The organism is Hyphomicrobium sp. D-2 (assembly GCF_029872155.1).
Taxonomy (GTDB): domain Bacteria; phylum Pseudomonadota; class Alphaproteobacteria; order Rhizobiales; family Hyphomicrobiaceae; genus Hyphomicrobium_A.
The window spans coordinates 373,738-399,712 of record NZ_JARXLA010000003.1 but is presented as its reverse complement, the minus strand read 5'-3'; the positions used below and the strand labels follow the sequence as shown (position 1 = coordinate 399,712).

Below are 25,975 nucleotides of genomic sequence, written 5' to 3'. Positions count from 1 at the left end.
CGGCCGCACTAATCGGCGCGGCGCGTGTCAGAAATAATAAAGGCCCAGCCGCCTGCCTTCGATCTCGTGAATGGGGATGTCGAAGTCGAAGATGTCGCGCAGCACAGGCGTTTGCAGGATATCCGCTGGCTTGCCCTGCCTGATGACGGAGCCCTCGCGCATTGCAATGATGTGGTCGGAATAGATGGATGCGAAATTGATATCGTGCAGCACCAGCACGAATGTCTTGCCGAGGTCGTCAGCGATCCGGCGAATGAGCTTCATCATGCCCGCCGCATGGCGCATATCGAGATTGTTGAGCGGCTCGTCCAGCAGCACGTAATCGGTATCCTGACACAGCACCATGGCGACGAACGCCCGCTGTCGCTGCCCGCCCGACATCTCATCGATGAAGCGGCCCTGCAGCTCTTCAAGCCCCAGATAGCGAATGGCTTCATCAATGCGTTTCTGATCGTCAGCGGTCAGGCGGCCGCCGGTGTAAGGAAAGCGGCCAAAAGCGACGAGATCGCGCACAGTCAGGCGAGCGGTGAGATGGTTGTCCTGCCTGAGGATCGACAAACGACGCGCCAGCACGTCACTGGGTGCGGTCGCAACGTTCAGTTCATCGACCAATACCGTTCCGGATGTTGCCGGAAGCAACCGGCTGATCAAGCCGAGCAAGGTCGATTTGCCTGCTCCGTTTGGCCCGATGATCGACGTGATGCCGCGCCGCGGAATTTCGATAGAGACATCCTGCACGACATCAGCCGTGCCATAGGCTTTCTTCAGGTTCTGCGTGACAATCATCGCGAGGTTCCTCGCAGCAGCATGATGATGAAGGCGATACCGCCAGCGAATTCGATGATGATGCTGAGCGCCGTGTTGAACGCAAACACGCGCTCCAGAATGAACTGTCCGCCCACGAGCATCAGGATTGCCACCAGCACCGCCACGGGCAACACGTAGACGTGTTTCTGCGAGCTGCTGATGCGATACGCCAGACTGGCGACGAGCAGCCCGAAGAACGTAACCGGCCCCACCAGCGCGGTTGAGACCGAAACCAGTATCGCCACGATGATGAGGATCTGCGCGACGCTTGCTTTGTAGTCAACGCCAAGCGCGATGGCCGGTTCTCGACCCAGCAGCAGCACATCCAGCGTGCGCAACTTTCGAAATCCGAAAATTGAGACGGCGACAACCGCCACTGCGGCCACAGCCAGAACCTGCGTGTTCACAGTATTGAAGTTTGCAAACAGGCGGTCGGCAAGAACCACGAACTCGTTCGGCGACATGAGCCGCTGCAAAAGGTTGGCGACGCTGCGGAACAGCACGCCGAGCACCAGTCCAACCAGAACGATGAGATAGAGACTTTGGGTGCGGCCTGAAAACAGCCACAGATAAAGCAGGCCAGAAAACAAAATCATAGCGGTTGCCTGCGCGAGAAACATCGCGGCCGGCGGCAACGCAGCGGTGGCGGCGCTGCCGATGCTGAATATAAGCGCCGTCTGGATCAGGACATAAAGCGTATCCAGGCCCATGATCGCCGGCGTCAGAATGCGATTGCCTGTCACCGTCTGAAACAGCACCGTCGAAACGGCAATCGAATAGCCGACAAGCACCATGGCCGCGAGTTTGCCGCCACGGAACGGTAGCACGAAACTCCAGGCGCCATTGGCGCCTACCGTCATGAACGCGACGCAAGCAATGACACACAGCAACGCCAACACCGCAACCGGCAGAACTGAAGGCGACAGCAATGTAGAGGCGCTCTGCTTCATGTAAGGTGAGCGTTCTTACGCAGCAGCAAATAGAGAAATAGCCCGCTTGCCACCGCACCGAGCATGGTTCCGACCGGGATCTCATACGGCGCATTCACGATCCGCCCGAGAATGTCGCAAACGAGAACCAGCACCGCACCGAGCAGTGCGACCCATGGCAGCGCCCGCCGGACGTTATCGCCCATGACGAGACTGACGAGATTCGGCACGACGAGACCTAGAAACAGGATCATGCCAGCTGTGGCGATGACCACAGCCGTAACCACCGCGACGATGACGAGGCCAAGCGCAACGACGGCACGATAATTCAGCCCGAGATTGGTCGTGAAATTTTCGCCCATGCCGGCGACGGTAAATCGATCGGCGTAGATATAGGCGATGACCGTCATGCCCAGCGCAAGCCAGAGCAGCTCATAACGGCCGCGCAGGATCATCGAGAAGTCGCCGCTGCTCCACGTCGCCAGAGATTGCAGCAGGTCGTATCGGTAAGCGATGAAAGTTGCCGCCGCATTGATGACACCGCCGAGAAGAATGCCGACGAGCGGGACAATCAACGGTGACTGCAGCGACGTGTGACGCAGAATGCGCAGAAATATCGCTGTAACAAGCAGTGCCACCACCGTCGCAGCAACAAGGCGCAAAGCGATAGATGCGTCGGGAACGAATATCAGCGCCAGCAGGAAGCCGAGCTTTGCCGCTTCTGCAGTTCCGACCGTGGAAGGTTCAGCGAAACGGTTGCGGACGATCATTTGCAGGATCGTTCCAGCCACCGCCATAGCGGCACCTGCCAGCACAAGGGCCAGAGTGCGAGGAACCCGGCTTTCAAACAGCACCTGAACCTGCGTATCGGCCCAGCCTGAGGCAAGCAACGTCGCAAGGCTGATATTGCTGACGCCGACAAACACGCTCCAGACAAAGAGCGCACACAGCGTGGCAACGCCAAGCCCAGGCAGCAGCAGTGCATGAGCGCGAGCGATCGGCATCTATGGTTTGGCGTCCAACGCCGTGGCGATCTGATCCGCGTTTGCCTGCATCGACACGATGCCGCCACCGATGAGATACCAGCGCGCGGCGTCGAGATAGATGATGCGCTTGTTCTGGGCTGCCTTGGTGCGCGCAATCAGCGCATTGTCCAGAAGCTGCGCCGCCGGCTGACCCTTCTGGCCAATGGCGGCGTCCCGATCGACGACGAACAGCCAATCCGGATCGGTCTGCAGGATGAACTCAAACGAAACGCTCTGGCCGTGAATGGCTTTATCCAGGTCATCAATCGCGACGGCGATGCCAAAGTCGCGATGGAGCGCGCCGAACCGGGATTGCGGTCCATAGGCGCTGATGCGCCCGCCAGTCGTCAGAATAATCAGACCTCGCCCTGCACTGCGTGCTTTGACCTTCAGCTCGTCTATCGTCTGCTGCAGCTTGCCGATCAACTGTTCCGCATCAGGCTCCTTGCCAAAGATGCGGCCGAGCGTTCGGGCGTTGCGAAAGGCGCTTTCGAGAAATGTGCTGTCATCTGTCGACAGATCGATCGTCGGTGCGATCTGCGCGAGCTGGCGATATTTGGGCGACGAGCGCCCGGCAACAATAATCAGATCGGGTTGAGCTGCATTGATCGTTTCATAGTCGGGCTCAAACAGCGAACCGATCTTGAGATATTTGTCGTCGCGATACTTCGCCAGATGATCCGGTATATTGGAGCCGATGACGCCTGCGACTTCCACGCCAAGCGCATCAAGCGTTTCCAGCGATGCCAGATCGAAGGTGAAAACCTTTTTAGGACGATCAGGGAGAGCAGTCTCTCCCTGCGCATGGGTGACGGTCATCGGCTCGGCACGCAACGGCGACGCCATCGAAGCGAACGACAATTGCAGCAGCGTCAGCAGCGTTATGGCCAGCGGCATCACACTGAAGCGAAGACGATTGCGCGGCAGCAAATAACCCGACGCGATCTTGAGGTCGTTCACACGCGTCTCCTTCTGGTCGTCATGACAGTCATTTCTTTGCGTCAGCTTGGCCAGCGGAACCCGGCCGCCAAGCCGTGAACTTATAAACTGGAGGAACCCCGTCAAGGTTGTGGCAGATGCGCCGCGCGCAGATGTAGTAGTGCGAAATGCGCTTTTCCCGACAGACATCATGCAGCATCCATGGCAGTGACCTGAGCCATCCATTTAGTAATGCGTGACTGGGGAGCGCCGCATGTTTGTCGCCAAGGCTGAGGTGAAAACGCCAAAGGCGTCCGTGTACCTCGTTCAGCTTTGCAAGCACTTCGCGCACAAGGTGCATGCCACCTATGATGACAGCCACGGCACCGTGAGATTCAAGCCCGGCGTGTGCATCATGCGTGCTGACCGGGACGTTCTGAGCCTGCATTGCGAGGCGGACAGCGAGCACGCCCTGGCGACAGTTAAAGCGACTGTTGGCGACCATCTCGTACGCTTTGCATGGCGCGAGGAACTACCCAGCGTTGAGTGGGTGACATGCGCCAGCGCGGACACCCGGACCATCCCCGTGGCGTGATCCGCACCGCGCGTGCCTCGACCACTGGGCTCCATATAGTAAATCATACTATTTTTGTATAGTATCTTACTCGGCATGGGACGCATGGGCACACGGCCTGGCATCCACATCCTTGCGCGGGCTTGGTAAGGGCGTGCGAGCGGAGCGGCTGGCCGAGCGAGTATGGTTCCCGTCCGGCCGTTCGGTTGCGTTCCAGATTAACCTTGCTCATCGTCTGTCGGTCTGCGGACAGGCGAATGGCCGCAAAAAGACAGAATCCACACGTCATCCGGGGTTCGTTGGGGGCCGCCCGTGATTAAACCGAACGACAAATTGAAAGACCGGATGCGTTCGCGCGCCCAGCGGCTTTCCCCGTCGCTGGCACGCGTTGTCGAATACATGGACGGGCATCGGCATGAAGTTATGACGATGTCTGCTATGGAGCTTGCAGCGGCCATCGGCACCTCGGATGCGACCGTTATCCGTGCGGTGCAGGCGATTGGATTTCGCGGCCTGAAGGAGCTGCGCCAGGCCATCGCGACGACACTTGGATATGGCCAGACGCCGGTTGACAGCATCGCGCGCACGGTTGCGTCGATCAAAGAGCATTCGGCCACGGCGGTTGATCAGGTCTTTGCCGATCATCAAGAGACATTCCTTGCATTGTCTGTCGACGGAACCCGGGCAAGCATTGGCTCGGCTGCCGAGCTGCTTGGATCAGCGCAAAAAATAGGTGTGTTTGGCATCGCATCTACGGCATTTCTCGCCCGCTATTTTGCGTTGTCTGTAAACCGCATCGGACGCTCAACCGCTGTGTTCGACGCGTGCATGGCACCCTTGCCTGAGCAATTGCTCGACATGCCCAGCGTCGATGTTCTCTTGATGCTGGCCTTCGGAAAACCGTTTCGTGAAGCCAGAATGACAATGGCTGAAGCCAAACAGCGGCACGTGCCGGTCGTGCTGGTGACGGACACCAGGGAAACACCGCTCGCGCGCGAGGCCGCCGTCGTCATCGAGGTGCTGCGCAGCCATGCCGGTCATGTGCCCATGCACGCAACGACGTTGGTATGTCTTGAGGCGATGATATTTGCACTGACGGCCCACGAGCCTGCGCGCGCCATCTCGACACTGGAGCATTTGGGCGAGCTGCGGCGCACTTTGTTCAAATAAGCGGCGGCTGAAGCGCGACGAGCTGAAGTGTCTAATTTGCATCGCCCGGCGCCTTTCTCATCGGCGCCCAATCCAAAACTTTACTACTGCAGTAGGCAATCAAACTCTGCCCCTCGCAACAGCCAGCCATCCCCGCGAGGGTGAAAGCCAGCCAGGCTTGCATTTGTAGCTGACATCGCCCTTTCGGCAGCCGTGATGCCAGTCCGCGTAATGAGTTTGGAGTATAGTATATGCGTAACGTGCGTCGCGCCCGCTGCACCGGGCGTCGTTCTGCGGCTATCGTTGTCGGTTCGGCAGCCCTATGCGGACTTGGGTGCGGATCCATCGTTTCAGCACAGGAAACGACCGAGCTCCCGGCCCTCGAAGTTGAAGCTCCAAAGGCCAAGCAGAAAAAGAAATCCGCAGCGGCGAAAAAGCCGGTGAAGTCCGCCCCGGCATCGGCTGACATCACACCTGCTCCGCTGGCCACGCAGGCCGCTGCAGGCAAAGCCCCCGTTACTGTTTCCGGCGAACCCAGCATCGGCACGCAGACGACAAACATCACGTCTGCCGATCTCGACCGCCTCAATCCGGCAGACATCAAGGATGTGTTTGCTGGCCAGCCTGGCATTCTCGTCGGCAGTTCGATCCCGACTTCGCAGAAGGTTTACGTCAACGGTCTGGAAGAGACGGCGCTTGCCGTCACGGTCGATGGCGCGGCTCAAAACAACAAGGTGTTCCACCACAACGGTACCAACTTTATCGATCCAAGCCTGCTGAAAGCGGTGCGCGTCGATGCGGGTGTCGCGCCTGCTGACGCGGGCTTCGGCGCACTGGCTGGCTCTATCGCCTACGAGACGAAGGACGTGGTCGACCTGCTGGACAAGGATGGCTTCGGCGGCTTCCTGAAGACGCAGTTCAATACCAATGGCAACGTGCTCACCAGCAACGTCGCGGCCTACGGCATGTCAAACGGTGTCGAGATTCTCGGCTACTTCACCATTGGCAAGGGCGACGACTTTGAAGCTGGCAACGGCCGCACAATCGGCGGAACTGAGATCGATTACCTCAGCGGATTAGGAAAAGTTGCATATCAGGCGCAGTCGGGCGACCGCTTCGAGATCAGTCACGAACGCTTCAGCGACGATGCCATGCGGCCTTACCGCGCGAACTTCACACGCCCGCCAATCGGTGCCGAACCGCTGTATCGCGAGTATGACATCGACCGGCAGACGACTGTGTTCAGCTATACCGATGCCACGCCGCAAGGTTGGTGGGACCCCACGGTGCTCGTCGCGCACAGCAAAACAACCGTGTATACGCCCCTTTTCGATCGCGTCACCGGTCTCCCTTCGCCAGTCGACGGTGTTTCGGAAAGCGTGAACGGCAAGGCGGAAAACAAATTTTCGTTTGTGTTCGGCAGCGTTGTGACCGGCGTCGACTTCACTCTCCGCAGCGCCGAACTGGTATATCCGGGCGCCAAGATGGACGAAGAAAGCGACGTCGTCGGTGCTTACTCGCAGGCGCGGATTGAAGTTTTCAAGGGCACGCGCGTTTCGTTCGGCGGCCGTGCCGATCATCAATGGTTCACCGGCGTCACCGGCCAGACCTGGACCGACAGCGGCGTCAGCGGCAATATTTCCGGCGAGCAGGATCTGCTTGGCGAGTTCCTGACAGCGAAGGCTGGCTATTCGCACGTGTGGGGCGGCATCCCCCTGGCCGAGAACTTCATCATGAACCCGGACTGGACCTACGGCACTGGCCCGCAGGCTGTCGAAGCTGACAATTATACGGCTGGCCTCGTAGCCCGATATAATGGCTGGAAGCTTGAAGGCAGCGTGTTCCGCACCGAAATCGACAACGCCCGCATCGCCGCGTGGACCAATGTCGGGTTTGGCGCCCTGCGCGTACGCGACATCATCTCCGAAGGTTACGAACTGGGCGTTGGCTACGATTGGGGCGACGGCTTTGTGCGCGTCAGGTACGCCAACATCGACGTCTCGGTTGATGGCAAGCCAGCTGACTCGGACACCGGCACCTATATCGCAACGCCGGTTGGCGAAATCATCACGATATCGGGCGCGCATACTTTTGTCGGCACCGGCTTGACTGTTGGCGCCGATGCGGAGATCGCCCCGAAGTACGACAACGTCACTCCCGGCCGTCCGGCGTATAAGGCCTACAAGGTGTTCAACGCGTTCGCAGAGTATGCGCCGGACCTGCCCGGCTACGATCTGACGTTCCGTCTCGATGTGCGCAATGTCTTCAACGAGACCTACGCCGACCGCGCGACCTACGGCCAGGAATTCGCCATCGTCACGCCGCTGTATGAGCCGGGCCGCTCATTCATCCTGAGTGCCACGTCGAAATTCTGATCCTATCAATGTTGGCGCGGTCTTCAGGCTGCGCCAACATTTGATGCGCACCCACGGTTGCATTGTTGCTAATCGCAGTGACCAACCATCCGCCGTCCGCAACCTGACGGCGAGCATTTTGCGAACATGTTTCGTGCGGCTTGTGATGAAACGCGACACACTGACTTTGGTCAGCGGCGACAGCGGCATCATACTTGACTCATAAAGTAACGTTTAATTAACGTGCTCGCTCACGCGGCCAGATTTCGCTGCGTGTACGAGCCAGTGGAAGCGTTGCGTAGAGCGTACTTCGCATTCGTATCCCAGCCAGAAGTTTGTTTTGCGTCCTTCGGGGGGATCAATGTCGAAGTGTGTTGCCGCGGGTTTTCCCGCGGGCGTTGTTGCGTGCGTTCTGTTGGCTGCCAGCCCAGCACTGGCTCAAGATAATTCAGCGTCGGAAATTCCCGGATCGGAAGCACCCGCGCAACAGCAGGCTGGGCCGACTGGCGAAGTGCCCCTTCCCGATCTCGTTGTCAGCACCAGCAATAAGCCGAAGAAGGCCAAAAAGGCCAAGAAGCAAGGCACAGGTGGCGGTGGTAGCGGCTCCGCCGATGCCGACGAAGGCGTTCTTGACTCCCAGGGCTCAGGCGACGCAGCGGCTTCTTCGGATGGGCCGCACGACGGCGTCGTGCTCGGCGGCGCGGTAGCAGACACCGGCATGACCGTGTTCGATGCCCGCAGCGTGAAAATGCGCACCGATGGCGGCGGCGACGCGAACACGTTCATGCGCAATCTGCCCAACGTGCAGTACCAGAACGACGCCAACGAAAACGCCGGCATCAATGGCTATCAGGCCATCGATACGCGCCCGCTGCTGCTGTCGATCAACGGCGGCCAACCTTACGATAACAAAATCATTCTCAACGGCGTCTCAATCTCGAACGCGACGGGTTCCGTTGAACCCTTTCCTGCCGACCAGCTCACTAACGACTCAGGCCAGGTTCCCAACCTCAACGCGACGTATGGTTTGCATCCGCAGAACATATTTGTTCCCTCCGACTTCGTTGGTGTCGCCACTCTCATCGACAGCAACGCTTCCGCCGAATACGGAGAATTCCAGGGCGGCGTAATCAAATACGATCTTGCGCGCCCACCCACAGATCGCTATCGCGGATCGCTAACTTACAATCGTCATACGCACGAGATGGTGGATTACCTCAATGCCACGCCGGATGGCACCAATCCGCTTGGGCGCACAGCGCCAAAATTCGTGAAGGAAGGTCTTGCTGCCTCTGTCGGCGCTCCGATCACAACAGACCTTGCGTTCATCATTCAGGCCAGCCGTAAAACCGCTGAGACAACGCGACAGAAAGACTACCGTTTCTACAGCGGCGTCGCGAATGAAGACTCGGAAAACCTTTTTCTGCGTTTCGCAACCTCTCTAAAAACGGACATCGGCCGCTTCACGCTCGATACGTCGCTGACGGACTACGCTCAGCTATGGACGCTTTCCACATGGCGCGACATGGAGATGGACGTCAAAACAAAAAGCTCATCGACGCAGCTCGAATATATAACGTCGCTGACAAATGTTACGGAAGACTCCATTGGCCTACGCAACGTCGCGCTGGAAGCAAAGGCCTACTACAACGACAGCGACACGTTGAATTACACCGGCAAGGATGTTGCGCACGCATGGGTCGCATCGCGTCGCGTGAAGCCTGTCAATGGCGTGTGGCAAGAAACATTCAGCACGGATATGTTTCAGGATTGGTGCCGGCCGGATCCGGTCAGCGCTTTGCTCCAGGACCCATCGCGAAGCCTTCAAGACAACGCCATGTGCTATAATGGCGGCTATGGCAACAAAGAGATGGGACAAACGGATCTTGGCATCACAGCCAAGCTGACCGGCGACGTGCTGCTGGGCAACTTTCTGATCGGTGGCGAAGCGAAGACGATTGACGGTCGCCGCGGACGTCCCAACGACTTCATTTATTATTCGACATTCCGTACAGCGACCGGCGAAACCGCCAGCCCCGCCGGAGGCGAGTTCCACTGTCCGCCGAACGACGAGGCCTGCAATAGCCAGCAGTATGCGCGCATCAAGATCGTCTCGCCGGCGAACATGACCGAAAGCACCGTGAACACCTACCACGGCTTCGCAGAAGTCGATCAAACGCTGGGATGGTTCAATGTGCGCGCAGGTGTCCGCGTCGACTATGAAGATTACTTCAAGAACCTGAATGTCGCTCCGCGACTGGCGGGTACGATTACCCCCATCGACGGAATCAGTTTCACCGCGGGCTATAGCCGCTACTACAGCGGTGAGTTCCTGGCCTATGCGATACGCGACGGCCAGCCCTACTCGCTCTCGTATACCCGCGGGCACGATGCACAAGGCAACGTGTCCTCGACGTGGACCCCACCGGCCAACATCCGTACCTATTCTTTCAAGGGGTCGGATCTATCCACGCCGTACACCGACGAAATGACAGGCACCGTACGGATCAGGGACCCCTTGCTGGGCGGAAATCTGCGCCTGCGCTATATTGAGCGCGATGGCCTTGACCAGTTCTCTTCCGAGAGCTGCGGTTCCGGTTGCACGATGCTGACCAATAACGGCTGGAAATACTATCGCTCGGCATCTGCTGAGTATGCCAAGTTCTGGCACCAGTTGCCGACGACGTATCTCAACACGGCAGGCTTTACCGCCGGGGTGACATGGTCGGAACAAAGCATGTCGCGCTCGACCTACTTCGACGACGACGAGAGCGACGTTTTCATCTCCTACAAGGGCGAGTCCTACACGAAGGAAAGCTTCGTTGCGGTGACCGGCAACAAGGATATTCCTATCCGCATCGGCGGCACGCTTTCGACAAGCTGGTTTAACAACCTGCTATGGTTGGATTTCAGCGCTGGCTATAATCTTGGCTACGACGGTATCTACGACACCGGTGCCAATGAGATGCTGAACGGCCGCCAGCACGATGTCTACGACGACAAGAAGTTCAAGGCGGTGCTGACACTTGACATGGTCGCCCACGTGATGGTGACCGAACAAGCGTATGTCAGCGCCCACGTGAATAATATTCTCAATACGTCCGGCAACTCGGTCGCCACCTATGACAATCCCTGGGTCATGGGCCGCAGCTTCTGGCTGGAATCGGGCTTACGTTTCTGACGCATGAACCAAGCAGAAAGCACCGGATTGCGATCACGTTTCAAAGTGCTGGCGGCGGGGGCGATTGCCTTCGCCGCCATTTGCGTCGCGGGCTCACTCGCCTACGCGCTGCTGCCGCCCGACGTTCCGCTGGATGCAAACTTTCCATCGCAACCGTCCGCCGTGGAGCTGGCCTATCTGCGCGACGCGTATGCGAAGCCGCCGAACGACTGGCCGCGGCCGCGCTTGCTTGCGGACGCCGACTTCACGGAAATGGCCGCGCTGAATATCCATCCCGCGCCCACCGATCGCGAACTCGCTTTGGCCCGCCTGGGACACGATCTGTTCGAAGACCCAGCACTTTCCGCATCAGGACATATCGCCTGCCAAAGCTGCCACAACCGCCGCCTCGGTTGGGGCGACGCGTTGCCAACACCGTTCGGACACGCGCGGGCGAAGGGCAAGCGCAACGCCATGCCGCTGTTTAGCGTGGGCTACAAATCGACGTTCTTCTGGGACGGGCGCAGCGGCTCACTGGAACACCAGGCGCTTGGCCCGCTGACCGACGCGCACGAAATGGCCAACGACAATCTCGATGGCGTCGTGGCGCGGATCAACGCCAACGACACCTATCGCTCCGCCATCGCAGCCATCAAGGGCGATGGCAACAACTTCGAGGCGGAAGACATCGTTGCTGCGCTCGCCGCGTTCCAACGCACGCTGGAACGGCCGACGCGTTTCGATCGCTACCTGCGCGGCGATCAGAATGCGTTGTCAGACACACAGGTGTGGGGGCTGCACATCTTCCGCACCAAGGCAGGCTGCGCCAACTGCCACAACGGCCCGCTGCTGTCCGACAATCGCTTCCACAATATCGGCCTCAGCTTCTTCAACCGGAAGCTGGAAGATCTCGGCCGCTTCAATGTGACCGGTCAAGTCGAGGACATCGGCAAATTTCTGACGCCTTCCCTGCGCCATGTCTCGCGCACAGGCCCCTACATGCACAACGGCGTCTTTCCGCGCCTGGAGGGCCTAGTCAGGTTCTATGAGGCTGCAATCGACAGCGTAGGCAAAAGGACGCCCGTTGCAGATGAGCGCAAGCCGCAGTTCAACGCGGCGCTTACAAAATCTCCGCAGATGAAAGCGTTCAAGCTGACACCAGATGAGCGGGCTGCGCTGGTTGCTTTTCTGGAAGCACTTTAGACGACTGCTTCCGGCAGGCTTCCGGCCTATGCTCGGTCATTTTAAAATCGGGGATCGCGCCGATGCAATGATGCAATCAAGAGGCGCGCACTTCAGCGCAACGCGTTATTTGCCGCCGAACTTCAGCCCGTGACGCGCCGCGACCTTGCGCATAACTGCAGCACCGTTCTTCACGGGCTTGACCGACATCAGATTGGTGACACCCACGCCGCGCATTTCATTCACGAAGGATTCCACATCGGGGTCGTTGTCCGCCCGACCCAGATGCCTGGCGATGGCAACGCACAGCCCCTTGCCATGCTCCTGCAGAATGGGTTGCAGATCCGGATCGTCGCCCACCTCAAGGATGATCGACAGAAAAAAGCGCATACGCTCCGGATCGAAGAACAGCGCAACCAGCAATCCTTCGAGCGGCACCTTGCGAACCGCTTTGGCTTCGGCGCGCATATGCGATGCTTCAAGCAGTGCAATGTAGAGATCGGCCTTGCGCGGAAAATAGTAGGTGAGATGCGACTGCCTCAGCCCGCACGCCTTGGCGATCCGCGGCTGCGTGAGGGCCTTCATCCCATCATGCTCGATGATATCCAATGCGGCATCGAGAATGAGTTGCTTTCGCGACGGCTCCTGATGGTCCAAAAGCTTCCCTCCCTACCCTAGCTCCGTTCTAACTTCCAACGGGAACAGAACAAAAGGTTCAGGTGCACAGGAAACCGGTTAATCAACAGATCGCAGGCGCATCCGGGCGCTGGTGCCGACATATCCAAGGGTTTGAAAGAAGGTCGCCTGCTCGGCAAACCCAGTACGGGCGAGCAGTTCCGCGATGCGTTCCGGTGTTGCCCGGTGCCACAGGGTTTGCATGCGTTTGATAACGGCATCGGGGGGCGGCACACCCGGACCGTGCTGCGTCAGCAGCCATTGCCGCAAAGCTGATTCGTCGAAAGCGACGCTCGGCGCATCAAGCAGCAGCAGCGGCGCGTTGGCCGCGAGCCGCTGTGCAACCCCTGAAAGAAATGCCTGCTTGGCGCCATCATCGGGCAGGAAGTGCAGCACCAGCGAAACCGTTGCAGCATCGAAGCGCCCCCGCTCGCCGACATCATCGAGGTAGCCGGAAACAAACTCCACGCGCTCCGACAGCCCCGCCGCCGCGATGCGCTGCCGCGCCAGATCCAGCATGCCAGCCGACGGCTCAACGGCGACAAAGCTGGCTTCGGGCAAACTGTTGGCGATCGCCAGTATTTCAGCGCCGGTGCCGCAACCCGGCACGAGAATGCGGCACGGTCCCGACAACTGTACGGCCAGGATGGCAGCCATCAACTCAAGCGCCAGCGCATAGCCCGGCACGAGACGCACAATGTTGTCGTCATAGATCTTCGCTGCCGCATCGGGGAACGCGTTCATGCTGCCTGCCCCTTTCGGAACACCGCCACCACCGCGATACACGCCACCACAGCCAACGCAACCGTCGCTGCAAGCGACGGCGCGGACGGCGCCAGCTTATGCAGCGCTGCACCCGCTATCGGACCGGCCGCGAGACCCAAGCCCTGCGCGATCGCGTTGACGCCCGCTACACGCCCCTGCGCCGCTGGCCCGGCAATGAAACTCAACAACGCCAGATTGCTCGGCAGCAGCAGACCCAGCGCGGCGCCCAACACGCCCAGCGCAATGAGCAGCATCGGTACTTCAATTGCCAGGGCCGCCGCAGCCATGGCCAGACCGCCGGCCATCGCACCCAGCAACAGCAGCAGTGCGGGACGCAGCTTGATGAGGCGCAGTCCGAAGATCTGCATTGCCGCCATGGCGATGCTTGCCGTCATGAGGCCAGCGCCCGCCGTCGAGATTGCATCCGCCCGGGGCAAACCGAAGCCATCTTCAAGACGCAGCGCCGTGACGTGCTGCATAACGCCGTAAACGCAAACGCCCAGGAACGTCACGATCAGATTTGACCAGATCAATCGCAGCGGAAAGCCGATGCGTACTGTCTGGCTGAGGGGCTCGGTGCGCGCGTTTCTAACCAGCAACAGCACCAGCACAAACCCGACCGCCACAGCAACGGCCAACGCCACCAAAGCCTCAACCGGCGCTGAGCCACCGGCCTTGAATGCCGAAGCCGCGCCAATGATCGCCCCGATGCCGTAGGACGCACCCAGCAGGCCCATGCCTTCGGCACGCTGATCAGGCGTGGTGCGGTCCGCCATCCAGGCTTGCGCTGCCGGCAGCAATCCACCGGTCAGCAGCGACTGCAACGCGCGCGCACCAAATAGCGCGATGAGTGCTGTGTCGCGTTCCAGGTCACCGGCCAGACGCAAAGCGATGATGACTGCCATCAGCGCCGTGCCGAGCGTTGCACCGAACAGGCCGCTCAACAGCACGAACCGGCGCCCGCGTGTTTCGCTTATGCCGCCCCAGACCGGTGCTGCAATCAGCAGCACAAGAGCGCCGAGCCCCAGCAGCAATCCGGTTTCCATGGCGGAGAAACCAAGGTCGCGGCCCAACCCCGGCAGCACCACCAGCAGAAAAGCTTGGGCAGCCGCATTCGCGGCCAGCCCAAACAGCAAAGGAAGTGAGGAAATTCGGAAGCCAATCATGTCAGAAGTTTGTCCGTGCGCCGATCATATACGCCCGCCCTTCGCCTGAAATGCCGGCGAATACCGGCCGACCGCTGGTGTCGGTGCCAGCCTGGAAGCCCGACGTTGCATAGTTTTCATCAAACAGGTTCTCGACCGCGCCGAACAACTCGAAGCGCTCTCCCTGCCAACCGGCGCGCAGGTTCACCAGCTCATAACTGCCCAGCTTGCGGCTGTTGGCCGGATCAATCATGCGCGAGCCGGTGTATCCATATTCGGCGCGCACGAACGTCTCGCCGGAGTTGCCAGAAATTGGCGTCGACCAACGGTATTCGGCAAACAGCATGGAGCTGAACGAAGGTGCGTACGGCACATCGTTGCCGAGAATGAGCGCGCTGCCGCTGGTGATTTCGGTGTTGAGCAGCGCCACGTTGGTGCCAACGCTCAAACCGCGCATCGGCCTGACAACGGCTTCCAGTTCCGCGCCATAGGTACGCGTATCGGCGTTCTGCACGGAGAAGCGTCCCAGCACGGGATTGAACGTGAAGAGCTGCTCGTCGGCGGTATCGTTGTAGAAGACTGAAGTCGCAACATCGACATTACCACCGGCAAGGCGGCTGCCCTTGACGCCCGCTTCATACGACCAGGTGGTCGAGCTTCCGTAGGGCTGCAACGGAATGCCGAGCGCGGCGAACTGATTGTAGAACAGATAGCCGCCGGTTTTTTCGCCGCGTGCAACGGTGGCGAATGCCGTCAGATTATCGGCAAGCTCGTATGACAAGCCCGTCCGGCCAGTCAGGAAGAGATAGTCGACATTGCCGGACTCATCGAACTGGGGACGCGCACCGTTACGGCCCAGGAACTGCCCGTCAAAGTCCTTCGATTCATAGGAGAGGCGCAGACCGCCGATCCAGTTCAGGCGCTGAGCCAACGGCACGGTGACTTCACCGAACGCTGCAAGGTTGGTGGTCTCGATCTGTCCGCGGTAGCTGCCGTTCGCCAGCGCAAGGCTGGTGATGTCCGTGGTGCTATCGAAGTTCGACCACAGCGCGCTGAGCCCGGCAACCCAGCGCACGCCGGCGGTGGCGCCATCGAGGCGCAACTCCTGACTAAGCTGTGTGCTGTCCTCGTCGATACGGCGCACGTTAAGTCCGGGCGCCTGCAGCATGAAGCCCGGCGCGCCCGATTGTGCAGAGCCGATGAAGCCGTCAACAATATCGGCTTCCATTTTTGTATCGTAACCCGTGATGGCGCTGATCGACGTGAAGCGCGCCCAGCCCAGGTTCTGCTCATACTTCGCGCCAGCGCTGGCCGCCTCGGTTTCCAGCTCTGGAATGGGATTGAACGCGTTGCGCGGGAAGCCCGGATCGTCCAGCCACATACCGGTGGTGGGGTTCTGGCGATCACGGCTCCAGTTGCCGAACAGCGTCAGTCGCCTGTCGTCATCGATCTCAAACAGAAGCTTGCCCGACAACGTGCCATACGTCCGGGCACGAAGCACTTCATCCGATGATGACACAACACCGGGCGCCGACCACAGCACGTTCGTCAGATCGCCGTCATAGTCGTAAAGCTTGGCTGATATGCGCCCCAAAACGGAATCCGTCACTGCCCCTTCGAGCGTTACATCCGCTTCCTTGCGGCCATGCGAGCCGATAATCACGCCTGCAGTGCCGCCGAACGTTTTGGACGGATCGCCGGTGACGATGCTGACCGCACCGGCCTGCGAATTGAGACCAAACAGTGTGCCCTGCGGCCCGCGCAGCACCTCGACGCGCTCGACACCGCCAAACGGCATGTCGAAAAGGCGCGCAGGCACAGGCACGCCGTCAATGTAATAGTTGATCGATGGCGAAATCAGCGCCGACGACGAACCAATGCCGCGCATGTTGGTCAGATTGGCGAAGAACAGTCCGGAGTCGGCGTGGTTGAAGTTCGGAATGCGGCGCGCCAGTTCCTGCGTATCCTCGATGTCCTGATGTTGCAGATCGTAGGAAGTTTCGGCTGTCATCGCGAAGGGTACGGCCTGCGCCGGCTCCTCAATGCGCCGTGCGGTGACGACAACGCTTTGCGCAGGCTTCATGCGTGCAGCTGCACGTTTTTTTGATTTGGTCTGCTGCGTTGAAATTTCGAGCGGCTCCAGCGCGATGGCATCGCCATCATTGTCGGCTGTCTGTGCCAAAGCACCGGTGCTTGCGAGAAGAGCCGTGACAGAGGCAGAAAACAGCCAAGCTACAACACTGCGATCACGACTTACGCCGCGTCGCCCAACGCCACTCACACGCATACCAAAACGCCCTCTACGCAAACAATTGGTTAGTTACCAACTATCGGCATATCGCACCCCCGGGGTCAGCGCAACAAGTTGACAAAATTCGCAAACATTCAGGCGCATGGGTGTTGTCCGGCGCCCACACAACGGGGCCGCGCCAGCGTACGCAAATAGATCGACAGCAAGCGGCGGTGAGCACCAAAGGCATTTGCCCTCACCCTATTGCTTGGCGACGCAACGGCCTGCTCTCGCAAAAACGCAGCAATGCGATTTTGCCGAGCGGCGCTGCAAGACCGGGAGATGTTCGCAAAGACGGCTGAGGAGGTTTCACCGCGTTAGGTTGCAACTGGCGTTGGCAGCATCAGGCTGCGCCTTCGCCCACGCAGCACCTAGCAGAAGGAGGAGCCCTGAACTAACATTCCACCCCGGCCACTCAATGAGGGCAGGTCACGATCACGCCCGCTATCCCGAGAGCCTGCACATTATTTGGACACGACATTGCCAGGATGTATTGTCCTCACGTTCCCATGTTCAGTGCGAATAAACCTGACGCCGAACACATCCTCAAGGATGGGCGCATCGTACACTGCCGCCGTGGCGCCATCTGCAACGACCCGGCCGTCGTTCAGCAGCAGGATGCGATCGAAATATCGGAACGCGAGATCAATGTCGTGCATCACGACAATGGAAAGCGCAGTGCGACCGTAAGCGCTTAGGCGCTCAACCATCTCAAGCTTACACCGCGGATCGAGATTTGCCGCCGGCTCGTCTGCGAGCAACACCGGCGGCTCCGTCGCCAGCACCATCGCAAGCAACACGCGATTGCGCTCACCACCCGATAGAGTCGACCACCAGCGATCTCGCAATGGTCCAATATCGTGCGTGCGCAGGGCAGTATCGAGCATTTCACGCTGTACCAATGCGCGCGATCGTTCGAGGGAAATCTGCATCAGATCCGCGACACGGATGTCCCAATGCGGATTGAAATGTTGCGGAACATACCCGATGACGCTCGCACGACTCGCAGCCGTCATCGAAGCAATCGACGTGCCGTCGTACATTGCCGAACCGCTCGCTGGCCGTAATAGCCCGGCGAGAGATTTCAAAAGCGTAGATTTTCCTGCTCCGTTCGGGCCGATGATCGCGATAGATTCGCCACGACGAGCAGTGAACGAGGCGCCATGCAGCAGCGTGCGCGCCTGCAGCCGAACAACAATTTCCTGCGCTTTGAGGGTCACCATTTCCGGCTCCGCGCAAGCAACAGCAGAAAGAACGGGCCACCCGCCACCGCCGTGACAAGGCCGAGCGGAATTTCTGCCGGCGGCAGCGCGGAGCGCGCAATTGCATCGGCTACCGTGACAAGTATCGCGCCGATCGCCGCCGACGCGGGAATGACAACACGGTGCAGTGGCCCCAAATGCCATCGCGCGATATGCGGTGCTGCAAGCCCTACGAAGCCGACCAGGCCACCGACCGAAACGGAAATTGCCACCGTCGCCGCCGCGACCAGGACCGCGAGCATCACGAAACGATGCACGTCCATTCCGTATGCGGTGGCCATCGTTTCGCCCAGCCCCAGCCGGTCCAGCCCTGGCGCCAGCGCAATGCATGCGAACAGCGAAACAAGCGTGAGCGCTGCGAGAATGCCAACACCGCCCCACGTCGGCGTCTGCATGCCGCCCAGCACCCAGCTCAGCACGACCTGCAGGCTGACGGTTTCATCCGACAACGCCAGCATGAGAAAGGATCGCAGCGCGCCAAGCACCGCGGAAATGGCAACGCCCGACAGCAGCAGCGTCGGCACATCCAGCGCGCCGGCAGTGCGGGCAACGCCGATGACAAGCAGCGTGGCGCCCCAGGCTCCGAGAAAGGCGAACAACGGCAGCGCGAACGACTGCGACAGGCTTAGCGGAACCAGCAGCGCAATGGTGGCACCGAGAGCGGCGCCCCCCGCTGACCCAAGCAGATAGGGCTCAGCCAACGGATTGCGAAACACGCCCTGAAAAATGGCGCCGCCCAAGCCGAGCAACGCGCCAACCAGCAACGCGGCCACCACCCGTGGCAAACGCCATTCCCGCAACAGCATGGCCTGCATTGACGTGTCGCCCATCGCTGCGCTCAAGACATCGGCGGGAGTTACCCATGTGTGACCGGCACACGCGCCGAATAACACCGCGCAGATCAGCAGCAACGCGAGTGTGCCCCAGTATCGCACCATGCTCGTCAGTCGCCCCTCAGGTTGCGTAACTGTCCTGCCAGCCGCTCGACACCATCAAGTGTGCGTGGGCCGGGTATCAGCCACTCAGCGCGCGAAACAGTCCACGTGCGCCCGCGCTTGATGGCTTCCATCTCGCGCCATCCCGGTCGCGATATGAGATCATCCAGGTCTTCCTGCTTACCAGCGTACAATAGCAGGTCGGGATTGGCGGCGAGGATGGCTTCCGGCGACACCTGCGCCAACGTACGCATGCCGACAAGCGCTGGCTCTGTTCCGGCCATGCCCAGCGCATCACCCGTGTAAGTGTTCGGCCGGGCCACGAGAAGCAGACCGTTACCCAGCTTGCCCGTAATCATGACAACACGCGGACGCCGCATGTGCTCCGCTCCGGCACGAACGTCGGCAATGCGCTTTTCAAGCCCTTGCGCAACCGCTTCTCCCTCTGCAGCCCGTCCAGTGGCGCGACCGATGAGACGGATGTTGCCGATCACTTCCGCCATGTTCCGTGACGTGAGCACGACGACCGGAACGCCGAGCCTGCGCATGGGTTCAACAAGCTGGTTCGCGGCCTGACGCGCCGGCGTCACGATGACAAGGTCGGGATTTTGCTCAACCACGCGGTCGACTGAAAAGCCGAGCCGTCCACCAACATGACGTCTCGACGCGATCTCCTCCGGATAGCGCGTCATGGCGTCGATGCCAACGATCCGATCGGCAAGGCCGATGGCGCATACCAGTTCAGTGTTGGAGGAAAAAATGGTCACGATCCGCTGCGGGGGAGCAGGGATCGTGACGCTGCGACCGAGCGCATCCGTTACCGTAACGGCTTCGGCTCGAAGCGCACTTGGGACGACTGCGGCCGCGACAAACATCGCGACCGCAACAATGCTTCTTACCAGCGCCACTGCAGACCGGCCACAAACTCGCGCCCCATCATCGACGTGCCGCAGCCGCCGTTCTGGCTCGCCATATTGGCCAAGCCAGCGCACGAAGGAGTATCGGTGAGAATGAAAATCGGATGCTCATTTACATCGAACAGATTATTCACGCCTGCAAACAGCTTTACGTTTTCCGTGATTTCAATGTCGCCGCGCGTGTTCCAGACCCAGAATGGACTCTTGCGATGCCGGTGCGAAGTTGATGGTTCCCCGCCAGCGCGGAAGCTTTCTTCGGTATCATACCACATCGGACCACGCAGCAAGCCGACGACCTGGAATGACCAGTCGCGCACATCCGGCCCCGCCTGACCGAAACGCGTTCCGATCGAAGCTTCATATTGATACATGCGCTGCGCTTTGTCGGTATTGGCCGAAGCTGGCGCGCCGCGATCCGTCATCTCGAAGTTGTAGTAGCTGTTGGAGAACAGGTTCCAGCGCCAGTTGCTGCTCTGCGGCCTGGGCTGCAGCAAGCGCAACATGTTCATGTCAAAGCCGACTTCGATACCCTGCACTTCGATATCACCGGCGTTGTTCACATAATCGGAAACTCTGTTTGCGCCGGATCCGCGGGAAACCGTACCGATACGATCGGAGATGACGTTCTGAAACACTGCAACGTCCAGTGTGCCGAGCCAGCCGTTAACATTGGCGCCGAACTCGATCTGCCGGCTGGTTTCAGGTTCGAGGTTCGGATTACCGAAGGCTCGTGAGCCATCGAGGTTGGTCGTTTGCGCGGCCAGTTCGGTTGCCGTCGGCGCGCGGAAACCGGTAGCAATGCCGGAGCGCAGCACAACACCGTCCATTACTGCCAACGTGCCGCCGAATGAGTAGGTGAGCGCCTCATACTCCTGCGACTTGTTTTCCTGGTTTTGATAATGCGGCGTCCAGTCAAACGTTGTTGTGCCCTGGGTGTAGCGCATGCCACCGCGCACATTGAGCACATCGCCAAAGAACGATTGGGAATCCTCGAAATAGAAGCCGTTGAACTGATCGGTCTGATTGTTGTCCTGAGGCGGCACCTGCAGCGGATTCAAAACCCTGCCCGGCGCAGCGATCCGCAAGCGGGTCGAGCGCACCGTGCTATGTTCGAAGTCCCACCCAACAAGCAGTTCGTTGCCTTCCCACGGCTTCACGCGCGGCTGAACACGAACGCCGGCAATGTCCAGTTCGCGGCGATTGTGATCCAGCGCTGTGCCTGCACTGATCGGCGATGCCCATTTGAAATTATCGACGTCATTGACGACGTAGGCCTGTGCGAACCAGTTAAACACTCCGTCCGCCGTACGGCCGTAGTAACTCGCGTCGGCGGATTGGTTGTAGCGATCTTCGCGCGCGAAGTAGTTGGCGGCCGAACCGCGGAAGCCGGCGTCATAAATGCCGTCTGTACGGGCGTTGAACTCAAGCCTGTGATTGTCATTGATCTGATAACCAAGCGAGGCCGTTGCACCGCGCCGATCCCAGTCGGTGTTCTCCATCGTCGTACCACCGCGACCGCTGTGGTAATCGCCGCGTGCACCGACCGATGCGCCGACATAGTAGTCGACATTCTTCTCGACGCCGCCGGTCTGCACCTTGCCTTGCCGCAGGTCCCACGAACCGATGCTGCCTTCAACGAAAGTTCCGGAGGCTGAACGGCCGGTCTTCATGATGATGTTGATGACGCCGCCAAGGTTGCCGCTGCCGTAAACCACCGATGCCGGGCCGCGTACGATTTCGATGCGTGCAACATCGGAAAGAGACAGCTTCGACAAATTGGCTGTGCCGGAGCGATGCCCGTTGATCAGCACGAGAACCTGACTGCGGAAATCCTTGCCTTGGCCATCGCTTGCGGCACCGCGGACGTTGATAGACGTCTGGCCGGGCGTCCACTCACTGAAGAAGCCAACCGCGTTTTCGCGCAGCAACTCCGTGACAGACTGCGACGTAGAACGTTCAATCACGTCGCGATCGATGACCTGCACGGTCGCAGGAACCTTACCGCGGGCTTCCCGACGCCCGCCCGGCGTCACGACGTACTGGTCGGATGCAACGGCCGATGCCGCCTGCCCGCTCTGGCGGCTGGGATTTGGCTTCTTGGCCGATTTCTGCTGCGGCGCTTTCTTCTTCTGGGTTGCCTTCTCGTTTGCCTCCACTTCCAGTCCCGGCAGAACGATCGCCGCTTCACCATCGGCGGCGGCAAGTTCTTGGGCAGAAAGTGTATGGCTTGGAACGATCAGCGCACTGAGAGCAACGAGATACGAGGATACTCTCGACGTTTTCATACTGGAACTCCAAACTAAAACGCACGAATTCGGTCGCAAGAACGCTAAATGTCGGCACCCCTTACGGGCGCGGACAGCGCGAAGCTGATGCTGAGGAAAAGGCGTTGGCTGCGCGCGACGGGCGGGTGGTTTCACCATCGCAGCAGGCGGCACCGCGTACTGCGCCGATGCGGCGAGCCGTGCACTGCAGATGCGCTGATCGCAACTGCATGATGATCGAATGCTCTATCGAGCCTTGCGTACGCACATCAACGCTCCAAACACATTGGAACGCTCGAAACTGCCGTAACTAACGGCATTCACTCAAACACTGCAGAAACAGAAAGAAGGTGGCCTGGCGTGAGCGTTCCCGAACGTTCCAAACAAACTAAGGTTCGGTCGCTACTACGCATTCGTATCGACTGCGCCACCCGCGCAATCAATGAACGACCATGCTCAGGCAGGTCTCCTGGCTCGCGGCTAATCGCGCTCTTTGCACCTTCCCGGCGAAATCGCCAGTGGCTTACGCAAACAGCTTGCCGCTTACAGTTGCGGGGGCAGCTGCGGCATAGCCGACTTGCATCGGCGCACCGCATTCCCTACCTGCGGAGCACGTCCGCAGAACCTGAACGCCTCCATAAACTGTACGATCGGAGTGCGAGTCAACGCGTGCAGCCGACACCACCTTGAAATGTTTCCAAGTGGCGCAAGCAGGCAACAACCTTGACGACCATCACCAGAAGCCGCAGCCTGAAGGCTCCATTATTCTCCTCCCAATCATTTTGCATATGCAGCCACACAATCGTTCCACGATGAGCCCGACGGCGTTCTGGGCGTTGGCGTTCGAGCAATCGACGCACGTTAATCCGCGTCAGGGTGACGACCGCGAGGAAGAAGCGTTCTGGCAGGAGTACGCGCCGCAGTACGATGAGCGCAGCCCGCTAGCGCGCCTTGCAACCGACGTGATTGCCGACGCGCGCGCGCTGTTGCGCTCTAACGATAGCCTGCTGGAAATAGGTCCGGGCAGTGGCGCCTTCACACGAAGGCTCGCGGGTTGCGTCACAAGCATCATCGGCGTGGAACCATCCGCAGCCATGCGCGCGGAATTTGTACGCCGGTGGCCGGATGATGACGCTCACCCGCCGCCTCAGCTGATCGCCGCCAAATGGGAAGATTGCGCCGCTCCGACGGCCGACATCGTCTTTTCCGCCAACGCCCTCTACAGGGTTACGGACATCGCAACCGCACTGTTGAAGATGACGGGCTGCGCGCGCCGCCGCGTAATTCTCGTACAAACCGTCGGACGTCCGCATGCCAATCCTCTGGTCGTGCAAGCGCAAGGCAACACGTACGAACGCGAGCGTGCGGATGCGCTATGCGATGTCCTTGGAGAGCTTGAAATCAAGTTCCGTGACCGCAGGTATCTCGTTGACCGAGGCGATCGCACAGCCTGTGAAGTTGCGCTGATTGATTGGCCTAGCGCAGGTAAGAGCAGTGAATTCGATGCGGATTGATGTTGCCGGCATCGGCCGCGAGCAAGATCGGATTTCCCACGCCGACTTCCTCGCCCTTATGCGGGAAATTGACCAACTAGGCTTCGATGGCATCTGGTTCAACGAGTTTCATTTCCAGACGCCGCCGCAACCCTATCCGTCACCGCTACTGCTGGCCGCTTCGATATTTACCTGCACGCAAAGACTGCGCGTCGGTACATCGGTGCTGGTGTTGCCGCTGCACGATCCGTTGCTGCTTGCCGAACAGATCGAGCAGCTTCAATGGCACAGTGGCGGCCGCTTCGATGCTGGTTTTGGCCGAGGAACCGACCCTGCAACATTCGCGAAACTGAACATCGACGCGGCATCGACACGCGAGCGTTTTGAAAGCGCTCTTGTTACATTGAAAGCGAGCCTGGCGCCCACGGCCAGCGACAGCCGCCAACCGATATATCTCGCCGGTTACACACCGGAGACGCTAGGCTTCGCCGCGATGCACGGATTTCCTCTCCTGCTAAGCCTTGAGCCACCGGAAGGCCGCCAGATCGAACTCTACAACGCCGCCGTTGCTGCCGGCCAGTTCCGGAGCAGGCTGCCTGAAAGTTCACTGACACGATACGTTGTCATTGGACATACAGAGCCGAGGCGGAAAATTATTTGCAGGCATTACTGCCGCTGTTGCAAGAGCGGCGCATTTTCTATGCCCAGCGTCGAGGCATCGCGCGAGCCGACGTCATGCCAATCGACCGCAACGAACTGCTGCGCGATCAATTGATCATGGGAAGTCCAGAAACCTGCGCTCGGCGCATCATCGAGCTGCAGCGCGCAACTGGCATCGGCGCTTTGCGATGCGTATTCAACGGCAACGGCGTATTGCCTCGCCAGCAAACCCTCAGCCAGATGCGTCTTTTTTCTCAAACCGTCCTGCCATCGCTGCAGCTAGTTTAGACCAGTCGAGCATCGGCATCATGCATTTGGCGAAGCGCCCGCAGTCGGCGCCATCCAAAGGCTGAGTCGTTCGTCGACGGACACAGCTACCAGGTGCCCTTCACCGGATGCTTACGATATGCGATGAGGTGCGCGGCTTGATTTCACACTGCATTCAGCCACGAAGGCCGGCCCGGTTCAATTCGGGGGCATCTGCCGCCCAGACCATATCACCCCGTCACCCGGCTCAGCGGATTTTCATTGCTGTGGCGGTACTTAGCCTTCCACATCCTCCAACCGCAAGCCGCTGACCTTCAGGTAATCGTCAAACGTGCGCACCGATCCCAGGCCATAGGCACCGCTGAGCTTTCCCGTCATCAGCTCGCCCAGCCTCCGATCGGCGCGACGGCGCAGCTCAAACCATTTCTCCTGACGCTGGCTTTCAAAGTCGGCATCCCAGTGCAACGGCGCCTCCTTGGCCCCGCGCTTCTTGTAGAGGTGGTAGAGCGGGACGGCGTTCGGATGCCAGATGTCCCAACCGTGAGTGAACGCGCGGATGGAGATGTTCTGCTCCTCGCCGTGGAAATAGAACAGCGGGTCATAGGGAACCTCGGCGGCGAAGTGCCCGCGCGTAAAAAGATACGCTGCGGAAATCTGGAAGCCGGCGACATCATCCCTGTGCTTTGTGTCTTCGCTCGCGAACTGCAACACCGGCTCGCTTCGCTTGATGACTGACACGGTCGGCGTCAGGCGCAGCGTGGTTTCGGTGAAGCGCTTGGTGCGGATTGATCCGTCGTCGTCGATTTCAAATGCGAACGGGCGAATGGAAATAGCCACTTTGGCATTGCCGGAGCGAGCATCGATCTGCTCCAGCGTATCGATGAGCGTAACGTCCCAGTGCTGATCGAAGCAGGTGTGGGAATCGATCTGGAAGAAATATTCCTCGCCCGCGTAAAGCGTCATCGCCAGTGCGCGCGCCCAACATGCCCCGCGCGAATGACGCGGATTGACATGCAGAAACGCCGTGCGCCAACGCCCTGTCGGCAGCGCACTTTCAACACTTACATCATTCTGTTCGACGATACCGAATGATAGCCGCTCCGGATGGCGCGCGGTCGCAACCGCATTCCTTATCGTGAACTCCAGCAGTGGATCACAAAAGCTGGCGACGCTGACGAATATACGCTTCGAATTCATGCCGAGT

21 protein-coding genes and 1 riboswitch are annotated in these 25,975 nt (G+C 59.6%); of the genes, 8 read left to right on the top strand and 13 right to left on the bottom strand.

Annotation, left to right across the window (positions count from 1 at the left end):
• Positions 1-27: 27 nt before the first annotated feature.
• The 4 genes from QEZ49_RS07715 to QEZ49_RS07700 are packed head-to-tail and all read right to left on the bottom strand — an operon-like array spanning position 28 to position 3,721.
• Positions 28-786 carry an ATP-binding cassette domain-containing protein gene (locus tag QEZ49_RS07715; protein WP_280385701.1) on the bottom strand — a complete coding sequence of 253 codons (759 nt, stop codon included), beginning with the start codon at positions 784-786 and terminating at the stop codon, positions 28-30.
• Positions 783-1,757, bottom strand: coding sequence for an iron chelate uptake ABC transporter family permease subunit (locus tag QEZ49_RS07710; RefSeq protein ID WP_280385699.1), 975 nt, complete (start codon positions 1,755-1,757; stop codon positions 783-785). The genes QEZ49_RS07715 and QEZ49_RS07710 overlap by 4 nt, the downstream gene beginning before the upstream one ends.
• Positions 1,754-2,740: an iron chelate uptake ABC transporter family permease subunit gene (locus tag QEZ49_RS07705; RefSeq protein WP_280385698.1), complete on the bottom strand. Its 987-nt coding sequence runs from the start codon at positions 2,738-2,740 to the stop codon at positions 1,754-1,756. The genes QEZ49_RS07710 and QEZ49_RS07705 overlap by 4 nt, the downstream gene beginning before the upstream one ends.
• Positions 2,741-3,721: a siderophore ABC transporter substrate-binding protein gene (locus QEZ49_RS07700; protein ID WP_280385695.1), complete on the bottom strand. Its 981-nt coding sequence runs from the start codon at positions 3,719-3,721 to the stop codon at positions 2,741-2,743.
• Between the two features lie 232 nt (positions 3,722-3,953).
• Between QEZ49_RS07700 and QEZ49_RS07695 the strand changes: the two genes are divergently transcribed.
• The 5 genes from QEZ49_RS07695 (at position 3,954) to QEZ49_RS07675 (ending at position 12,119) form a co-directional block, all read left to right on the top strand.
• Positions 3,954-4,274, top strand: coding sequence for a DUF2218 domain-containing protein (locus QEZ49_RS07695; protein ID WP_280385693.1), 321 nt, complete (start codon positions 3,954-3,956; stop codon positions 4,272-4,274).
• A 291-nt stretch (positions 4,275-4,565) separates the two neighbouring features.
• Positions 4,566-5,423, top strand: coding sequence for a MurR/RpiR family transcriptional regulator (locus QEZ49_RS07690; RefSeq protein ID WP_280385692.1), 858 nt, complete (start codon positions 4,566-4,568; stop codon positions 5,421-5,423).
• A gap of 230 nt (positions 5,424-5,653) precedes the next feature.
• Entirely contained in the window at positions 5,654-7,777 is a 2,124-nt protein-coding gene (locus tag QEZ49_RS07685; protein WP_280385690.1) for a TonB-dependent receptor, read from the top strand.
• A 340-nt stretch (positions 7,778-8,117) separates the two neighbouring features.
• Positions 8,118-10,937, top strand: coding sequence for a hypothetical protein (locus QEZ49_RS07680; protein ID WP_280385688.1), 2,820 nt, complete (start codon positions 8,118-8,120; stop codon positions 10,935-10,937).
• Between the two features lie 27 nt (positions 10,938-10,964).
• A complete protein-coding gene (locus tag QEZ49_RS07675) occupies positions 10,965-12,119 on the top strand; it encodes a cytochrome c peroxidase (protein ID WP_280385686.1) in 1,155 nt (384 codons plus the stop codon).
• A gap of 105 nt (positions 12,120-12,224) precedes the next feature.
• Here QEZ49_RS07675 and QEZ49_RS07670 read toward each other — a convergent pair whose 3' ends face one another.
• From QEZ49_RS07670 to QEZ49_RS07635, 8 genes are all read right to left on the bottom strand, one after another.
• Positions 12,225-12,755 (bottom strand): TetR family transcriptional regulator, encoded by a 531-nt coding sequence (locus QEZ49_RS07670; RefSeq protein WP_280385684.1) that lies wholly within the window; start codon positions 12,753-12,755, stop codon positions 12,225-12,227.
• Between the two features lie 78 nt (positions 12,756-12,833).
• Positions 12,834-13,517: a class I SAM-dependent methyltransferase gene (locus tag QEZ49_RS07665; protein ID WP_280385683.1), complete on the bottom strand. Its 684-nt coding sequence runs from the start codon at positions 13,515-13,517 to the stop codon at positions 12,834-12,836.
• Positions 13,514-14,704 carry an MFS transporter gene (locus QEZ49_RS07660; protein WP_280385681.1) on the bottom strand — a complete coding sequence of 397 codons (1,191 nt, stop codon included), beginning with the start codon at positions 14,702-14,704 and terminating at the stop codon, positions 13,514-13,516. The genes QEZ49_RS07665 and QEZ49_RS07660 overlap by 4 nt, the downstream gene beginning before the upstream one ends.
• Before the next feature lies 1 nt (position 14,705).
• Positions 14,706-16,865, bottom strand: coding sequence for a TonB-dependent receptor (locus QEZ49_RS07655; protein WP_280385680.1), 2,160 nt, complete (start codon positions 16,863-16,865; stop codon positions 14,706-14,708).
• Positions 16,866-17,437: 572 nt separating this feature from the next.
• Positions 17,438-18,196: an ABC transporter ATP-binding protein gene (locus QEZ49_RS07650; protein WP_280385678.1), complete on the bottom strand. Its 759-nt coding sequence runs from the start codon at positions 18,194-18,196 to the stop codon at positions 17,438-17,440.
• The gene (locus tag QEZ49_RS07645) at positions 18,190-19,173 is read right to left on the bottom strand and encodes an iron ABC transporter permease (RefSeq protein WP_280385677.1); all 984 of its coding nucleotides are present in this window, start codon (positions 19,171-19,173) and stop codon (positions 18,190-18,192) included. Before QEZ49_RS07645 ends, QEZ49_RS07650 begins: the two co-directional genes overlap by 7 nt.
• 5 nt (positions 19,174-19,178) lie before the next feature.
• Positions 19,179-19,937 (bottom strand): ABC transporter substrate-binding protein, encoded by a 759-nt coding sequence (locus QEZ49_RS07640; protein ID WP_280385675.1) that lies wholly within the window; start codon positions 19,935-19,937, stop codon positions 19,179-19,181.
• A gap of 128 nt (positions 19,938-20,065) precedes the next feature.
• Entirely contained in the window at positions 20,066-22,372 is a 2,307-nt protein-coding gene (locus QEZ49_RS07635) for a TonB-dependent receptor (protein WP_280385674.1), read from the bottom strand.
• 420 nt (positions 22,373-22,792) lie between these two features.
• A riboswitch (cobalamin riboswitch) is annotated at positions 22,793-22,995 on the bottom strand.
• 57 nt (positions 22,996-23,052) lie between these two features.
• On the opposite strand from QEZ49_RS07635, the gene QEZ49_RS07630 reads away from it, so the two are divergent.
• The 3 genes from QEZ49_RS07630 to QEZ49_RS07620 are packed head-to-tail and all read left to right on the top strand — an operon-like array spanning position 23,053 to position 24,792.
• Positions 23,053-23,865, top strand: a complete 813-nt coding sequence (locus QEZ49_RS07630) for a methyltransferase domain-containing protein (protein WP_280385671.1) — start codon at positions 23,053-23,055, stop codon at positions 23,863-23,865.
• Positions 23,855-24,619, top strand: a complete 765-nt coding sequence (locus QEZ49_RS07625) for an LLM class flavin-dependent oxidoreductase (protein ID WP_280385669.1) — start codon at positions 23,855-23,857, stop codon at positions 24,617-24,619. Before QEZ49_RS07630 ends, QEZ49_RS07625 begins: the two co-directional genes overlap by 11 nt.
• Complete coding sequence (locus tag QEZ49_RS07620) at positions 24,580-24,792, top strand: hypothetical protein (protein ID WP_280385667.1); 213 nt, start codon at positions 24,580-24,582, stop codon at positions 24,790-24,792. Before QEZ49_RS07625 ends, QEZ49_RS07620 begins: the two co-directional genes overlap by 40 nt.
• A 255-nt stretch (positions 24,793-25,047) precedes the next feature.
• On the opposite strand, the gene QEZ49_RS07615 is transcribed toward QEZ49_RS07620, so the two are convergent.
• Positions 25,048-25,968 (bottom strand): GlcNAc-transferase family protein, encoded by a 921-nt coding sequence (locus QEZ49_RS07615; RefSeq protein WP_280385664.1) that lies wholly within the window; start codon positions 25,966-25,968, stop codon positions 25,048-25,050.
• Positions 25,969-25,975: the final 7 nt, after the last annotated feature.